Here is a 17,468-nt window from a genome sequence, read left to right as displayed (position 1 = left end):
GTTTTTTTCATAGACGCTGAGCTGCAACCTCCGAATGCAGCTCACTACTCCGGCGAGTGCGGAGGGAGTTTTAAATACCGGCCGGTGATTTGCACTTGTAACATTTTGAAAAAATTGGCGGTAGCAAATCGTTCCCGCTGTTCCCGCGTGAGCCAGCGGAGTGAGTCGCTCCACTGCTCCTCGAGCGGAATCGATAGTGTCACAAATTCTGGTCGCTCCATCGTCGCGGTGATGCCGGTGAAATAGATCGGACGGTCCCCGTTCTGGACCGCGATCGTGACCCGGCTCGACAACAATTCGCCTGCCGAATCGTACTCGGGTTTGAAATGCTGAGTCGCGGAGAACGTTGGTGGGGTGCTGGTCACTTTCTCTTGAAAGGAACGGATCCAAGGCGGTTTTGAAAGCCGAATGAAGGACAGACGAATCGTCCCTTTGAATTTATTCGTCTGTCACACATTCGTCTGTCAATAAACACTCGTCGCTACCTACAACCCGTTTATACTCGCACGCTCAACGGCGGGTCGCCGGTCACTCCCATCCATTTCCACCAGGTTATGGAACGATTGCCGATGAAGCCGTTTGCTGCGGCTCAATGAACGCAATCGGCTTGGAAAGCCGAGCGACAATGGCTGACGCTGGTGCTCTGGACCTTGTACTAGAAACTTTTAATCTTAATTCCGTCTGAGCAAACACAACTGGGTCGAGTGACAAGCGGAGAAGATTAGGATTAAGAGTACGATTACGATTAAGAATCGGAAGCAGGCAAAGCCTGGAAGTTTTGAAATGAATCAGCCCGAGATGCGTCGTGATCCGATTAACAAAGCATATCGCTTGGCTGGATCGTGTTTGGGTTTCAAACGCAGAGTCGCTGAGAGCATAGAGTGTGTTGGCGGGGGGCCAGTCACTTTCTCTCGAAAGGAACGGATCCAAGACGATTTTGACAGCCGAATGAAGGACAGACGAATTGTCGCTCTGAATTCATTCGTCTGTCCCACATTCGTCTGTCAGACATCATTCGTCGCTGTCTACAACCCGCTAAGACGTCATGTGACCGGTGGATCACTAATAGAGTCTCCACCGCCAATGGCCCAATCGCGTTTGTCGGTCTGAGATTGCGCACGCTCAACCAGCGTAGAGCTTGGACCTTGTCGCTGGGGTGAGCCATCGCAGCAACGTATTGATCAGCGGAAAAGGTCTCGTCAGTGCTCAATGCGGTGGGCCACATAGCCAAAGCTGATCACGCTTAGACCAGCCGAAACGCATAGCCGTTGTTTCGCGGGTACCAAAACGAAGTCGGCTTGGAATGCGCCGCACGTGTTTTATTTCGCTCGGTTGCCGCCCCAGAATTTGTGGTCGAGTGAGAATTCGCCAGGGCCGGTGATGAACAACACGGCGTAGGTGGCCAGATAAATCGCCGCTAGTTCTTTGACTTTCCATGGATCGGCACCATGCACCACAAACAACGCGATCACCATCGTGAAGGCCAGAGGGATCACGGCCAAACGTGTGCCCAGCCCTAGGATCAACAGCACCGAACAACCGACTTCGGCGCCGATTGCCATAATCAAACTAAGCTGGCTGCCCATCCCAATCGGGTCGGGAAACCCTTCGGACATGGCGTTGAATCCCATCACTTTCTGAATTCCATGCACCAGCATGAACAAGCCGAATGCGACTCGCAATACGAGTAATCCGACGGAGATTTGTTTGGGGGACGATTCAATGAAAAGCAGTTTGGACATGGTTCACTCTGGAGGGTTGGGGTGTGTTGAAGTTGGTTTTTTCGCAGTAGATAAAGCTGCCATTGCGTTCGGTTCGCGACCGAAACTGCGTTGTCGCTCTCGTGTCAACTCAGATCAAACAGCAGCACATCGCTCGATTGGTTCGCCGTGACGTGCAGCGATGTGGCTCGGCTGGAAGCCACCGCATCGCCGGCCTTAAGCGTCGATCCGTTGACAGTCAACTCGCCCGTGGCGACTTGTAGCCATGCGTGTCGGTTTTGCTCGAGGGTGTAGTCAAGGCTTTCTCCCGCCTGCAATTTGCTGGCGAAGATCTTAGCATCTTGATAAATCCCAACCGCCGCACCCGAATCATCGGGTCCCGCGATCAAGTTCCACTGGTTCGTTTTTTGGTCGTCGGTGACCTTGTTCTCGCTATAGCGTGGCCCCACGCCTCGCATCGCGGGCTGGATCCAGATTTGCAGGAAGTGATTCGCCTCGGTTGACGACGGGTTGTACTCGCTGTGTGTGATCCCTGTCCCGGCGGACATCATTTGAATATCGTCGGGAGTGATAATCGCTCCTTTATCGGTACTGTCCTTGTGTTGCAACGATCCGTCGAGCACGTACGAGATAATCTCCATATCGCGGTGAGGGTGCGTCGGGAAACCACGACCGGCCGCGATTCGGTCATCGTTGATGACACGAAGACTGCGAAATCCCATATGCCGTTGGTCGTAGTAGTCTCCGAACGAGAACGAGTGAAAGCTCTTCAGCCAACCCAGGTCGGTGTGCCCTCGCCCGGCCGCTTGGCGTACCAGTAAATCGGTGCTCAGCGGTTCGTCGCCCATCGTGACGGCAGGTTTTGCAGCAATTTGAATCAGCCCTGCTGCGGTCATTGATAACATGTTTCGTCGGGACGCATTCATCGTTTTTCCTTTGTAAAAAAGGGTGATTGGCTCATTCTGTGAGGGAATACCGCCGCCATGCAATAACCTTACATGTAAACTATGTGTTTTTGAAACTTTTTCAGTCTTGAACTCGTTTGCGAGCAATGGCGAGGGTTGCGATCAACGATTTCAGCTCACCTTGGGGAGCATGGCCTAACCGAGTTTCATGCAAACGATCGATCGCGACGACAAGTTTTCGTGCTTCTGGTCGACTGCCCGTATTGCCCTACCGAGCCGATAAACCGAATATGTCCGGCGACATACACCCTGAAAATCCCTCGTTTGCCCCTCGTGCATGGCTTTAAATATTATGACGGAATCAAATTCGGATCATCCTGTTGCCTTGGTCACCGGTAGTGCAACGGGAGTCGGACGAGCTTGTGCGGTGCAGTTCGCCGCTCGCGGTTACGACGTCGTGGTGAATTATTCACGTAGTACGTCCGAAGCAGAAGAGACCGCGAAACAAGTCGCCAGCGCCGGCGTGCGTGTGTTGACGATCCAATGCGATGTGTCCGACGACACGGCCGTCGGCGAGATGATCAACCAAATCGAAAACGAATTTGGAAGGTTGGACGCAGTGGTGAACAACGCGGCAATGACACACTTTATCGACCACAAGGATTTGGATGGGATGACCGAGTCGAAGTGGGATCAAATTCTTGCAGTAAATTTGAAGGGCCCGTTCTTTGTGACCCGCGCTGCAGTCAAGTTGCTCGCTGCAGGTGACGGCGGAGCCGTGGTCAATGTCAGTTCGGTGGCGGGTGATACGGGAAAAGGATCGTCGATTGCTTACTGTGCAAGCAAAGCGGGGCTGAACACGATGACGAAGTCACTCGCGCGAGTACTCGCTCCGAAAGTCCGAGTCAACGCCGTCTGTCCTGGCCCGATCGATTCTCGTTGGATTCGCGAAGGCAACCCCGACTGGGATCTGGATCAAATGGTGGCAACACTTCCGATCCCTCGTGCTTCGATGCCAAGTGACATTGCGGACGCTGTCTTGTTTCTGGCAGTTGACGCGGGCATGGTCACCGGCCAATTGTTATCCGTGGACGGTGGCCAAACGCTGTAGGGAAAGTTTCCTCGTTGCTTCTCTCTGTTCAGCCCCAATTAATCTGGGATTTTGAACACTCTTAGCGTTTGGGCGGCGGCTTCGGGAATGGTGGCTAACCACTGCGAATCATCGGAGACGACAATGGTCTTGATCGATATCACACCTCCAGCGTTCAGCCGTGCAGTTGGCTCACCCGACTCGGCATCCCAAAACGTGATACGTCCGCGACCGCCGGAATAAATTCGTTTCCCGTCAGGCATGAAGCCAACGCTCCATTGAATGTCGTGGTCCGTATCTATCTTCAGCTCGTGGGACTGTGTGGCCGTGTTGAAGACGTTAATTTCGTAACCGCTGGTGATCGCCAATCGGCTGCCGTCGGATGAAAATGCGGCCGCATGGGGATAGGCTTTTTGCAGCTTTCTTTCGCCAAGCAGCTTTGCGGTTTTCAGATCGACGGCGACTAGTGATTGCCCGTCCGACGCGATCGCCTTGAGTCCCGATTTCGGCAAATGAATCGCCAACACCGCACGTGGTAAAGCCTCGATCTGGCGAGAGTTCGGAGCACCGGGACTGACGATGGGTTGCCATAGCAATTGCCCACGGGACGAACCGGAGATCAGAAAGCCTGATGCGGGACTCACCACCAATGTTTGAACATGTTTCGCTTGACTCGCGAGAGCCTGTTTGTCCGACAATTGACCGGCGTCATTGATTGCCCAACTTGCGATCGCTCCTTTGTATCCCGCTGCGATGATCCGTTTCCCGTCACGCGAGAAGGCAACGCTTGTTACTTGGCTCATCTCATTCTGCAAATCATTGATTTCAAAAACTTGCTCACCGGTCGTTAAGTCCAGAACGATTAGCTTCGCATCCAATTTGCCAGCAACGAGGAAGCGTTTGTCAGGCGAGAACGCCAACGATTTGACAGTCCAGCCCATATTTGAAAACACATGGACGACGTTGGGATCCGTGATGTCCTCCTCGGGATTCGCCTTGGCGACCGCTGGTGGCCTTGCCGCAGGTCGACGAGGTGGTGGATCGAACGGATTGGTTTTCATCACGTCGCGTGCACCGGGCGGCATCGGGGAAACCGGCGGTTCGAACGGATCGTGCAAAGGCGGCGTCTTGGGCAGCGGGGCCGGTGTCATCGGAGCAGGGAAACTGGGCTCGAATCGATCCGAATTGGGGCGAACAGCCGGTGGCTCAAACTTAGGGGGCTGGAGGATTTTTGGAAGAACGGGTTGAGCGGGCGGGTTGGGGTCGTGAGCTTCCAGGCCAGGAAAGGGACGCTGTGGAACATTGCGTCGCACTCGAGGATCCGCCTGGCTTAGGCTAATCACGAGAATGGCGACCCAAGTGACCGAAAGCAACAACATCACGTAACCGATAACGAGTCCCGTGATCGCCATCCCGTCACCGGTGAGTTGACCGTGGGACCGTTTAATCTGCTTCAGTGCCATGTGCCCTGTTGCGACGGCCACGATCGACGTAAACAAAGACAGTCCCATCAAGCAAAAGGCAAAGATTGATATCAGCGATAACACGAGACTCGTGATCGCCAATCCAGAGGTTGCTGCAGGCGTGTAAGCGGCGTCGGCGTAGTGAGTGGGCTGGTAGTTGCCGGGCTGAGGACTGCTGGGCACTGCAGCCTGAACGGTTGGGAAATCACTCGCAAAGTCGTCTGATGCACTCAGTGACGATAGCGGTGAAGCTTGTGGGCCCGCTTCGACGCGATGTCGCAACTGCGCGGCCATGTCCAATTTTGCCGCCTCAAGCAGTGTCGCCGAGGGCCCTAGGGGTGACGGTTGCAGCAGCGATACAATATTCGAGACGACCACAATCGGTGTCATGATCAACCCCCATGGGAAGCCCCACCAACCGGTCAGCATCGAGATCGCCGTCGACTGGATCGTCGTGCGATTGCCACATCTTTTACAACCGAAAACGGTTGTATCCGAGGTTCGAGTCAGGATGATCACGCTGATGACCTGCCGACTGCCAACATAGTCAACAGGCCCCGGACCGCCACAGCGTGGGCACGTGGCGTCTCGCATTTGCCAAGCTCGCTGAGCGACGATTTCGTCGGGAATATCTCCGACGTAGTTTATCGTCCGTCCGTGTTCTAAGCATTTGTCGTTGCAGTACCGCTTGCCGTCTTCGGACTTACCGCCGCCAATAATGAACGAGTTACAAGCCCCACAGAACGGCACGAGAGATTCTCCGGACTTGAAAAACGAAACATGACCGCTGGTATTCTACCCTGAGCCGCATCGGTCAGTGTCTGGCAGTTTGCTGTTTTTCAGTTCACCCATGCAGCTAGCGTACTATGCGTATTACGCGGAATGTCTTGGTGAAATAGCGGTCATTCTGTTATTCGACTTTACGTGTGGCAGCATTGCAGCAGCGGTCGGCACAAAAAAACAGCGTGCGACTCATTACGAATCGCACGCTGATGTGCTTTTAATAAGATGACGGATCGGTGATCACCGTGTGGTGGTCACCTGAGCCGAGGGAGAAGCTTAGCGACGTCCGCCGCCGCCACCACCGCTACGTCCGCGGCCGCCACCACCTCCGCCGCCGCTTCCGCCACGACGTCGACGTGGGCGATCTTCGTCGCCACCGCGGTCTTCACCACCACCGTCTTCATCGTCGCCTTCGACAGCCGAAGCCAACTCGTCTTCTTCGCCAAGCTCTTCAAGAGCACGGCGTCGACTTAGCTTGACGCGGTCATGCTCGTCGACATCGATTACCAACACCTTCATCGGATCGCCAACGGCAACCACTTTGTCGATGCTGCTGATGTAGCCGGTGCTGATTTCGCTGATGTGACACAGACCGTCACGGCCGGGCAGGATTTCAACGAATGCACCGAAGTCTTTGATGCTGCTTACAACGCCGTCGTAGATCTTGCCGATCTGAACGGTTGCTGTGCAGGCTTCGACTTGACGCATGGCTTCGGCAGCAGATTCCTTGTTCGTGCTTGCGACCAAAACGGTTCCGTCGTCATCGACTTCGATAACACAGCCCGTGGTTTCTTGGATGCCACGGATGTTCTTTCCGCCGGGCCCAATCAGTGCACCGATCTTGTCCGAAGCAATTTTGGTACGAAGCAGACGTGGTGCCGTCGCTGCAGTTTCGCGTCGTGGACGCTGGATCGTCGTCAACATCTTACGAAGGATTTCGATACGAGCTTCGCGAGATTGCTTCAGGGTCGCACGAATAACGTCGTCTCCGATGCCAGTCACCTTCAGGTCGAGCTGGATACCGGTGATCCCGTTTTGAGTTCCCGCAATCTTGAAGTCCATGTCGCCGAAGTGATCTTCGGTACCGAGGATGTCAGTCAACAAGACCCAGTTGTCAGGCGAGCTTTGAACCAAGCCAATCGAAATACCGGCAACAGGGTTGCTGATCGGAACGCCTGCAGCCATCAAGCCGAGGGTCGCTCCACAAATCGAAGCCATCGAGCTACTGCCGTTGGACTCGAGAATGTCGCTGATGACACGAATCGTGTAGGGGAAGTCTTCTGCGGCTGGCAAGACAGGAGCAACACTTCGCTCTGCCAAGCAACCGTGACCAATTTCGCGGCGTCCAGGGCCACGGATTGGACGACATTCGCCAACCGAGAACGATGGGAAGTTGTAGTCCAGCATGAACTTCTTGCTGTACTCTTCTTGCAAACCATCAACACGTTGCTCGTCACGAGCGGTTCCCAGCGTGATTGTGATCAACGCTTGAGTTTCGCCACGTTGGAACAGTGCCGATCCGTGAACGCGAGGAAGCAAGTCGGTTTCACAGTAGATTTGACGCAGGCTGTTGTTGTCACGTCCGTCAGGGCGTGTACCAGCAAGGATCAAGTCGCGAACGACTTTTTCTTCCAAGTCGTGCCATACGCTCTTGAAGCGATTGGGGCAAGTTGCGCCATCTGCTTTCGGATCCGGAATCACTTCGCTCAGTGCTCGGTCACGCAAGTTGCGAACCGCCGTGGCACGATCTTGCTTGCCCGAGGTTTGTTGAGCAGCGCGGAAATCGTCGTAGTAGGCGTCGTTTAGACGTTGGAACAAGCCGTCGTCTGCAGCCGGGACGTACTCTTTCTTCTTGGGGTTAACCTTGTTGTACAGCTCGTCTTGCAGGTCGATGACTTCGCGAATCACGTCGTGGGCAAAGTGAATCGCTTCCATCATGTCGTCTTCGGCCATTTCGTTGGCGAAGCCTTCGATCATGGCAACCTTGTCACGCGAACCGCTGACGATCATGTCAAGTTCGCTCGACTCGAGATCTTCATAGGTCGGGAACGCAATAAGTTTGCCGTCAACCTTACCGACGCGAACCGAAGCAACGGGGCCTTGGAAAGGCAGTTCGCTGATGTGCAGTGCTACTCCAGCACCGTTCATCGCCAACACGTCGCCGTCATTTTGCATGTCGCTTGCAACAACAAACGCCTGCACTTGAACTTCGTCTTTGTAGCCAGCAGGCCAAAGGGGACGGATCGGGCGATCCATCAAACGAGCACTGAGGGTTTCTTTGGTGCTCGGGCGGCCTTCTCGCTTCAGGAAACCGCCGGGGAATTTACCAGCCGCAGCCAATCGCTCGCGGTAATCACACATCAATGGAAAGAAATCAAGGCCCGGACGTGGGTCGCTCGATGCTGCTGCCACGAGAACCGAAGTCTCGCCATATTGAACCATCACACTACCGGCAGCTTGCTTGGCCAATTGGCCTGTTTCGAACGACAATACGCTGCGTCCGATTTTCTTCTCAACTCTAATTTTATTCACAGTCACTTTGGAAACCTTCCTTCCACCTACATACAATTACAACAAGAGATCGCTCGGACCGCGCTTGCGGCCCCCATCAACGGGACCCCTTCATGGGAGCGGAGCGATACAAACAAAAGGTGCGGCTTGCCGAGTAGAAAGAGATGGGGCGAGGGCATGCAGTACAGCAATTGGCCCAGTTAACCCACATCTCGGTCAGCGCACGGCGCTACCGCCGTCTACCGCACGGAGCGCGAAAAAGAGAGAAAAGAATCTCGGCTCGCCACCAGAGGGCGAGCTGAGTTGTTTGCCAACCATCGCACCAATGCGGCGTCTTTGTGGGCTATTTACGGATGCCCAACTTACCGATGATATCGAGGTACCGCTGTGGGTCCTCACCTCGCACGTAATCCAGCAAACGCCGACGGCGACTTACCAAACCCAACAACCCACGCCGTGAGGCGTAATCCTTGCGATGGGTTCGCATGTGTTCCGTTAGACCATTAATACGCTCGGTTAGGATCGCAATTTGAACTTCCGGCGAGCCAGTATCATCGTTGGCTTTTCCGTGTTCACTAATGACTTCGGACTTACGTTCTTTCGAAATCGTCATTCGTATTACTTTTCGCTTCGTTTCAGTACGTTTGTTTTGTACAGTCTTTTCTTACAGACATCGACTATTTACATGCAGTTTCTACAAGCGGGGTAGTTTAGCGGTCAGCGCCAATCACGCAACGGCAAATTGTGCCCCTGCCAGGAAAAGAAACAACGGATTTGCAAATTTGCGGCCTGGGGAACCACTGAGGGTTGTTTCAACCCGAACAACCCTGAAATGAGTAATGCTGCCTGATTTCCGCCGCTAAGAACAGATCACGCAATCATGCCACCCCCTCTTTCGACGGCAAAACACCGGTGTCTGTCGTCAAAAGTGACACAAATCGGTCCATTGAGCTGCAATGCGATTCTGGCCTGTCTGGGCAATTTGCACTGCGACTTGATCAGCAACTTGCTTTCGCGGCTGGTTCGGAGCCAGGAGTCGGCTTTCGCGTCCAGATCAACAGGACCAACGAGGCTGCCGAAACGGAACACAAAACGAGGATCGCAGCCGGATATCCGAAGCGAACTTGCAGGCTGCCTAACAGCGAAGTGGACCATGCCTCGCATGCATTGGTCGCCGCCATAAACGCGGTGAACTGAGTGGCAGCCAATTTGGGCGACGTCAGATTCATCAACCAGTTATACAGAGCCACCGTCAGCCAACCGATCGTAAAGGCAATGGATGTCAACAGGACGAGAAGGTGTAGCCCCCTCTGCTGTTGAAGAGCGAGGTCCGTGATCGCCAACGATACGATTGCGATTAGATTTGCCATCAGTGCGATCATTACGAATCGCGAACTGCGAACGTGGCGAGAAACTCGACCTGCGAATAGCGATCCGACGATCATGGCGCCAATCATCGTCGTGGCAGTGAACTTTCCGATTTCGAACTCGCTGTAGCCGCGGTCGATCAGCAGCGGCCCCAACACAGCTTCGAGTGACTTGAATGCGGCAGGGGCAACCAGGGCAAACAAGAATGCTCGGCCAATCCCTCCGCTCCGGATCGCGACGAACAATTCACGCAACAGTGCACGCAGTCGTGTTTGGAACGGAGTCCGTGTCGTTTCTGCATTAGCGGCCGAGATGACAATGGACCGTTCCTTGGCCATCCAAAGCAAGAGCGCCGAAGCCATCACGAACGAAATCAGAACGACGACCACTCCCGTGAATCCGATGTAGCGTTCCAGCACCAACGATCCACCTCCCATCGCCGCTCGACCTACCATGACGCCGCACTGCATCCATCCATTGAGCGAGCCTCGCTCGATCGGCTCCGATTCACTGACGCACAATGCGTCGATCGAAATGTCCTGCGTTGCTGCAGCAAATGCATGGAACAGTAGACAAGCCGCGACAACTGAAAATTGCAAGCGAACGTCCAACCAAAGCAACGGCAGCAATGCGATCGCCATCACCGATTGGCTGCAGAGAATCCAGTGGCGAAATCCCCATCGTGGACCACGCAGCAAGTCGACCAACGGCGCCCACAAGAATTTCAGAGTCCATGGCAGGATCAACAGCGCCATCAGCCACGTGATTTGATCAACTGGGATCTCCATTGCGCGCCAACGTGTCGGCAGCCCCAGCCAAATAAATCCAATCGGAGCGCCTTCACTTAAGTAAAGCATCCCGAACAGCACTTTACGGCGCGACGGCGTAGCGAGGAAATACATGCGTGGATTGTAGCGGCAATGACCACCCAGCTGTGCATTGCATGCGACGTGTAGCAGCCAACACGAGATCGGCCGCTACCCCGTCATGGGCTAACCCGCCATTCCTCTAATCATTCCGCGACACGGGGGACGGGTTGGGCAATGATGCCACGTTGGATAAGTGCCTCAAGTACCGTTACGGCTTGCTCCGTCGGCGTCGCCCCTTCGCCACCGGCGAGGTGGATTTCAGGATTTTTAGGTGCCTCGTACGGATCGCTGATCCCCGTAAAGTTTTTGATCTCGCCGGCACGTGCCTTCTTGTACAAACCCTTTGGGTCGCGAGCCTCACAGATTTCGAGTGGAGTGTCGACGAACACTTCGAGAAAATCACCGGCGGCTCCGCTCGCTTCGACGATCTTACGCACACGATCGCGATCGATTCGATAAGGACTGACAAACGCCGTCAACGTAATTAAACCCGCGGACGCCATGAGTGCCGCGACCGATCCAATTCGGCGGATGTTCTCCTCGCGATCCGTGGCACCAAAACCAAGCCCAAAGCGGTTTGCAAATTCCTCGCCATGCTCTTCACGTAAACCGCTTGGCGGGGCGCATAAGCCGTGCCGAATGTTGTCGCCATCGAGCAAGATTGTTGCTCGACCGAGTTGGTTCAGCTGATGATCCAGCTCATTGGCAACGGTGCTTTTCCCACACCCGCTCAATCCAGTGAACCAGATCACGGCGCCGCGTTGGCCAAGATTCGCTTCACGTGCGGCGCGATCGACCGTTTGTTCGTGCCATACAATGTCCGAGGGATCTGTCATTTTCAGCTAGTTGCTTTCGTTTAGTTTTGTAATTCGTGTTAGTCGTGCAGATCCCACCGCTTTTCTTACCGCCACTCAGGATCACGTTTTTCAAGAAACGCGGCAACGCCTTCTTTTGCGGACTCCGTCGAACACGCAGCGGCACTGTACGCGGTACCCGCAGCAATCTGGCTGAGCAGCATCTCGCCGACACATTCGTTTAGAAGTCGCTTGGTTGCTTGGACCGCTTCCCGAGGAGCCGCGGCACAGGCATTGGCCAAGTCCGAAGCGGCCACCCAAATTTGGTCCGAGGTCACGGGTTTTTCGCACATGCCAAGTCGATAGGCTTCCTCGGCATGGATCGAACAGCCTGTCAGCAGCATGCGAGCCGCTGCGGCTGCGCCAAATCGAAATGAAATCAGCGCGCCCGTCGCACCACTTACCAGGCCTCGCCGAACCGCTTCGGCGCTGAGCGTGGCTCGATCCGACAGGACAAGCAGGTCGGCGGCAAGAGCGATCCCCAGTCCGGCGCCGATGGCGGCTCCGTCGACAGCGGCAATCACCGGCTTGGGAAAACGAAGGATTTGCTCGAGTAATTCGGCATAGCGTTGCCAAAGACTAAACAGCTCGCCTTGAGATTGATGTGCAGGCATCTCGGAAATGGCACTCAAAACACTCAGGTCGATTCCACTACTGAAGTGTTCGCCACCGCCCGTGAGGATCACTGCCCGCACCCGCTTTTCTTGGTGAATATCGGAAAACGCGGTCCGCAGGTCTTCGATCAGAGTTGGGCTAAGCGTGTTATGCCGCGAAGGATGATCCATCAGGATTGTAGCCACGGCGCCGTGGATTTTGATTTCGACGTGTTGCATTGAATCGCTCTGAACGGAAGAGCCTTCAGGAATAAGAAGAGACAAGGCCTATGCCATCATCGCTGAACCAACGGCCCGCTGCTACCCGCAAGAGTTTGAGGCTGCGAGACGATCAATCCTCTTCGTCATCGTCGTCTACATCGGGAGCGGCAACAAATGCGCCGGTTTCTTCATCCCGCTCGAATGCCGAACCTTCCGGAGCTTCGAGCAGCGGGATAATGTCGGGATCAAAGTTGGCAATTTCGTTGACGTCATAGATGCCGGTGTTATTGGCGTCATCAAGATATTTTTGGGACTCTAAACCTGCCAAGAAACGCCACCCGCTGTCTTCATCAAAATCCGCTTCTTCGCGGTACATGTACCCGACTGGATTTCCATCCACCGTTATGGCGTCAGTGGCAAAACACCCTCCAAATCCTTCGGCGAGTGGTTTTATTTGATCTGGAGTGAGGACAAACTTTTTTTTCACGACAGCAGCTTCTTGTGGAAATCGAATAGGGTTTAGGCAGGGCGTGGTCCCCAGTCCCGCAGGATAATGCAATTTCACCATTAATTATAGCGAGCTGGCAATTTGCTCCCAAATCAGAAGCGAGGAAAAGGATTTTCGAGCCTTTGCGGCATTCCGCCTTGGGAAACAAAGGCATTCCCAATGCCCTAACGTGGGGGTGTACGCGACAAATTGGGGGCGCAGAATTTAGGGCGATGCAGAAGCAGAAATCCGCAACTGCCTGCCACCACGCTGCTTAGAATGACGTTCAGGCCATCGGCAACCGGGACACCTCGGAATCTGGGGCGACTCGGTAGCTGGGGCAGTCTCGGCGCGGCTCGAATGCTCCGTAGGAGCGACAGAGGTCGAATGACGGTACAGATTCCGCGATTGGTACAGTCTGTTGGAAAGGAGAAATCCTTTGGATCTCAGTCATCTCCGATCGCCAATGTGAAGTAGACCCAAAGCCTTGGGATCGTTAGCCTAAGTGCGTTATTCGTGCACTTAGGACTGGACGGGAAATAAGTGTCTTGGTTCGTGTGACAATCATATTGCCAAGCGAGATGGCACGATTCTCAGAGATACATTAAATCCCCGCCATCGTCCTTTTTGTCCAACTTTGCATCGTTCCGCACACCCCGAATTTCCAACTCAAACGCCACCATGAAACTACCCCTGTTAGAGCGACGCAGCCCGCTGGGGGTCACCTATGCGTTGGCCATTTTGATGGTGTTCTTTTTCGTGATGCCATCTGTGTTTCGGGCGGCACGCTTGAGTCTGGGCGAGACCCAAAACGAAGTCAAAGATTGGTTGCCAAGTGATTTCCCGGAAACCGCCGAACTCGAGTGGTTCGCGGATCATTTTGTCGGCGAAAGTTTCGTGTTGGCCACGTGGCCGGGATGTACCAGCGGTGACCAGCGTCTGCAGTTGCTCGAACAGAAATTGCGTCACGAGTCGGATGATTACGATCCTGCCGCAGGTCGATCCGAGGAAGTCCGTGCTGAGTTCGCTCGCGCCCGCGAGCGTGGCAAACAAATGGAGTTGCTCAATACCGGACGCAAGGATGACAACTGGGGCAACTTAGACGAAAAATGGGTCCGCTCTACCACGGGCGATTGGTACTACATCACGCCTGATGGCAAACTGTATCGCTGGAAAGAAGCGATGACCGGGCCCGCAGCGCTCATTCGAGCCATCAAGCGAGCGACCGGACGCTTCAAACTCGAAGGCGAGTTCATCACGGCGTATGGCGAAGCGACTGATCCCAAAGCGACGAACCCATTCTACAATGATCCGTCACTGATTTGCGCTCCGATGTTTCATACGGTGGAAACCGGAGATTCGATCGCGGACTCATTATCAAAAGAAGGCGGAGCCCTATGGCCGATCGATTTGACCGACGAGTCAATGCGAGCCATTGTCGCTCGGCGGTTAGCGTTGGAACGTTTGACCGGAACGTTGTTTGCCAATGCAGTTCCTTACGAATTCGACTGGACGATTGAATCGTTTCGTAACGAGATTCCCGAGGATCGTCGTGACGAGTTGCCTGAGAATTTCGATACGCTTGCCAAAGCAAACTTTGACCGCATTTTAGAGCAACGTTTTGACGGTTCATTGGACCGGTTGCGATCGGCGTCATCCGACGAGCAGAGTTACGTTTGGTATGCGATCTATGATTCCGTCGATGTCACGCCACCGCCGCGGTTGACTTGTGTCGTTGTGACATTGACCGACATTGCTAAAGACAACTTGCCATACGTTCTAGGCCGCGGGGTAGCGGGGGGACCGCGTGGTCGGCTATTGCAATTGGCCGAGGATTCGGGAGTTCGTCCTGCTCCCCCGCCATCGACGGCACCACCGCCATTTAATCGTGAACCCGCAGAAACGGTCGCGGGAATGCCGCCGTTGCGTTTGGGTGGACCGCCTGTGGACAATGTCGCGATTGACGAGGAGGGAACCGTCACGTTGATCCGATTGCTCGGCTATAGCCTGGTGGTCGGAATCGTGTTGTCGTACATCTGTTTCCGCAGCATCAAAATCACCACGATGGTATTCGTTGTGGGTGGCAGCGCCGCGATGTTAAGCATGGCGATGGTTTGGTGGACGGGCGGCAAGGTCGATGCAATCCTGATGAGCATGCCCTCGCTGGTCTATGTGCTCGGACTCTCGGGCGCCATTCATGTCGTCAACTATTACCGCGATGAAGTGAGATCCGGAGGTGAAGTCGGCGCGGCAGGCCGAGCGCTTCGTCATGCCCTTTTGCCCTGTACGCTCGCATCGTTCACGACCGCGATTGGTTTGGCATCGCTATTCACCAGCAATCTTGCCCCGATCAGCAACTTTGGGTTGTACTCGGCGATCGGAGTGATGGTAACGCTGGGCATCCTGTTCTCGTATTTGCCTGCGGCATTGCAGACGTTTTCGCCCGCATCAGACCTCCTGCAGGCAGCGGAAGAAAAGAAAGCAAACAAGAAAGCAAACAAGAAATCGAACAAGTCGACAACGGGCACCGACAGCACGAACGAGGAAAGCTATTTCGCCGAGTGGTGGGCATCGGTTGGACGTTGGATCACATCGCATCACGCCGCCGTTAGCATCACGTGCTTGGCCGTATTGTTTCTCGGAGCAATCGGGCTAACCCACATCAAGACATCAGTGCAATTGCTGAAGTTGTTTGACTCGCAATCCCGCATCATTCGTGACTACGCCTGGTTGGAAGACCATTTCGGCAAGTTGGTCCCGATGGAAATGATTGTACGTGTGCCGACTTCTGCGATTGCTGAATCGGCAACAGGCGATTCGACAACCCCTAAGACGTCTGCGGATGGTCTTGAAATCGAACCCCAGCCGCTCAACATGCTCGAGCGTGCTGAGATGGTTTCGCGTGTCAGTCAAGTGGTACGGCGAACGCTCGGCGAAACGGGGATGGACGTCGTAGGCCAAACGATGAGCGCGGATACTTTCTTGCCGCCGCTTCCGCCGCCAAGCAATTCCTACGATCCGCGTCGTTCCATCGTGAACCGTAGGTTGCTTGAGTCACGCGACCAGCTATTGGAAAGCGATTATGTGCGGATCGAAAAAGAAGGACCGTTTGCGGGTAGCGAATTGTGGCGGATCAGCCTACGCGTCGGGGCTTTGTCGGACGTCGATTACGGACGCTTTATTTCCACGCTACGCACCGCAGTCGAACCGGTCATGCGAGCCTACGACACACGCGAGGTGTTACTGAGTTCGCTCAAACGCGATGCCGAGGGAAATCCGCAGAAATTGTCGACCAAAGACGTTGTGGTGATTCTCGGCCATAAACTCCCCCAGTCGCTTGCCACCGCCGAATTGCTTGTCGATCCCGAAACCATCGACACTCGAAGTATTTATCTTTCAACGCTGAAAGAGTTGTTGGCGAACGAGAAGTTTCGCGTCGGTTGGCTTGATCCAAGCGATCCTGGATCAAACCTAGAGGTGGGCAGCGAAAAATGGAACCAAATGGTCTCGGCGGCAAGTGCTTTGGTGTGGGTGGGCGATGAGCCTGCCGACCCCTCACTACGCGAATCCGCGAATCGCTGGATCGACGCCAACGAAGTGGAATCCAAGCTCGTCCAAGCCGTATTGACGCCGGACCGATTTCCCAACGTTGAGGGTTCCGGTTCGCTGCAGACGATCTACACCGGTGTGATTCCGGTTGTCTACAAGGCACAACGAACCCTGCTGTTCAGCTTGCTTGAATCGATTGCACTCGCGTTTGTGCTGATCGCAATTGTGATGGCGATGTTGATGAATCCAGGGCGTTTTCCTTGGTCGTGGGCGACTCCATCGAATCTTGGCAATGGAATTATGGCCGGATCGATCGCGATGATCCCCAATGTGTTCCCGGTCCTGCTCGTCTTTGGCTTGATGTGTCACCTGGATATTGCGATTGACATTGGCACCATGATGACCGCGTCGGTGGCAATGGGTGTTGCGGTTGACGATACGATCCACTTCTTGTCGTGGTTCCGCACCAACTTGGATCGCGGCATGTCACGCGTCGATGCGGTAATCGAAACGTATCGGCGTGTTGGTCCCGCGATGACACAAACGACCGTAGTCGGCGGGCTAGGATTGTTTGTGTTTGCTCTTTCGACCTTTACTCCGACTCAGCGATTTGGAACGTTGATGTTGTTGATGTTGGCGACCGCATTGGTGGGTGACCTTATATTGCTGCCCGCGCTGTTGGCAGGTCCTCTGGGACGATGGTTCAAACCACGAACGAGCGGTCCCGATCAGGGAGCGATTGGTGAAGAGGTGACTGAGTCGATAACTGAATCGCCTTCGGACTCGGGTGCCAAACCCCACCTTGATCTGGCTGACGATTACGACGACATACCGAGATTGAAGGTGCACTTCCCCCCAGAGCGGATCGATCGTCCCCACCGCATGAAACGCAAGTAGGCGGAGAAGTAACTGCAATTTAGGCCGGAAGAAAAACTCCAACCTAATATCCGACGTCATTACTAAAGTTTTTAGCGGCCCAGCCTAAAATACATAAATCGCCCATTCTCTTGGGTGGTTGCCTGATTCCTGAGCGCTTTGATCACAGTTGCGAGC

12 protein-coding genes are annotated in these 17,468 nt (G+C 54.5%); 2 read left to right on the top strand and 10 right to left on the bottom strand.

Annotation, left to right across the window (positions count from 1 at the left end):
• Positions 1-44: 44 nt before the first annotated feature.
• The 3 genes from SH528x_RS08365 to SH528x_RS08355 form a co-directional block, all read right to left on the bottom strand.
• On the bottom strand, positions 45-365 hold the full coding sequence (locus tag SH528x_RS08365) for a hypothetical protein (protein ID WP_442510067.1): 321 nt from the start codon (positions 363-365) through the stop codon (positions 45-47).
• Positions 366-1,319: 954 nt separating this feature from the next.
• A complete protein-coding gene (locus SH528x_RS08360) occupies positions 1,320-1,742 on the bottom strand; it encodes a DoxX family protein (protein ID WP_442510066.1) in 423 nt (140 codons plus the stop codon).
• A 104-nt stretch (positions 1,743-1,846) separates the two neighbouring features.
• Positions 1,847-2,647: a pirin family protein gene (locus SH528x_RS08355; protein WP_442510065.1), complete on the bottom strand. Its 801-nt coding sequence runs from the start codon at positions 2,645-2,647 to the stop codon at positions 1,847-1,849.
• Positions 2,648-2,978: 331 nt separating this feature from the next.
• On the opposite strand from SH528x_RS08355, the gene SH528x_RS08350 reads away from it, so the two are divergent.
• A complete protein-coding gene (locus SH528x_RS08350) occupies positions 2,979-3,737 on the top strand; it encodes an SDR family NAD(P)-dependent oxidoreductase (protein ID WP_442510064.1) in 759 nt (252 codons plus the stop codon).
• A 38-nt stretch (positions 3,738-3,775) separates the two neighbouring features.
• Here the strand turns inward: SH528x_RS08350 and SH528x_RS08345 are convergent, their stop codons facing one another.
• The 7 genes from SH528x_RS08345 to SH528x_RS08315 form a co-directional block, all read right to left on the bottom strand.
• Positions 3,776-5,929, bottom strand: coding sequence for a DUF4190 domain-containing protein (locus SH528x_RS08345; RefSeq protein WP_442510063.1), 2,154 nt, complete (start codon positions 5,927-5,929; stop codon positions 3,776-3,778).
• A 309-nt stretch (positions 5,930-6,238) separates the two neighbouring features.
• A complete protein-coding gene (locus tag SH528x_RS08340; RefSeq protein WP_442510062.1) occupies positions 6,239-8,500 on the bottom strand; it encodes a polyribonucleotide nucleotidyltransferase in 2,262 nt (753 codons plus the stop codon).
• Between the two features lie 316 nt (positions 8,501-8,816).
• Complete coding sequence (rpsO, locus tag SH528x_RS08335; RefSeq protein WP_442510061.1) at positions 8,817-9,086, bottom strand: 30S ribosomal protein S15; 270 nt, start codon at positions 9,084-9,086, stop codon at positions 8,817-8,819.
• 385 nt (positions 9,087-9,471) lie between these two features.
• The gene (locus tag SH528x_RS08330; protein WP_442510060.1) at positions 9,472-10,743 is read right to left on the bottom strand and encodes an MFS transporter; all 1,272 of its coding nucleotides are present in this window, start codon (positions 10,741-10,743) and stop codon (positions 9,472-9,474) included.
• A gap of 110 nt (positions 10,744-10,853) precedes the next feature.
• The gene (gene cysC / locus SH528x_RS08325; RefSeq protein ID WP_442510059.1) at positions 10,854-11,546 is read right to left on the bottom strand and encodes an adenylyl-sulfate kinase; all 693 of its coding nucleotides are present in this window, start codon (positions 11,544-11,546) and stop codon (positions 10,854-10,856) included.
• 65 nt (positions 11,547-11,611) lie between these two features.
• Positions 11,612-12,397, bottom strand: a complete 786-nt coding sequence (locus SH528x_RS08320) for an enoyl-CoA hydratase/isomerase family protein (RefSeq protein WP_442510058.1) — start codon at positions 12,395-12,397, stop codon at positions 11,612-11,614.
• Between the two features lie 112 nt (positions 12,398-12,509).
• Positions 12,510-12,866: a DUF2185 domain-containing protein gene (locus SH528x_RS08315; protein WP_442510057.1), complete on the bottom strand. Its 357-nt coding sequence runs from the start codon at positions 12,864-12,866 to the stop codon at positions 12,510-12,512.
• 681 nt (positions 12,867-13,547) lie between these two features.
• Here SH528x_RS08315 and SH528x_RS08310 point away from each other — a divergent pair.
• Complete coding sequence (locus tag SH528x_RS08310; protein WP_442510056.1) at positions 13,548-17,312, top strand: efflux RND transporter permease subunit; 3,765 nt, start codon at positions 13,548-13,550, stop codon at positions 17,310-17,312.
• Positions 17,313-17,468 lie beyond the last annotated feature (156 nt).

Origin of the sequence: Novipirellula methanifontis (assembly GCF_052161655.1) — a bacterium.
Taxonomy (GTDB): Bacteria; Planctomycetota; Planctomycetia; order Pirellulales; family Pirellulaceae; genus Novipirellula.
The sequence above is the reverse complement of the archived record's forward strand: the minus strand, read 5'-3'. Positions and strand labels throughout refer to the sequence as shown.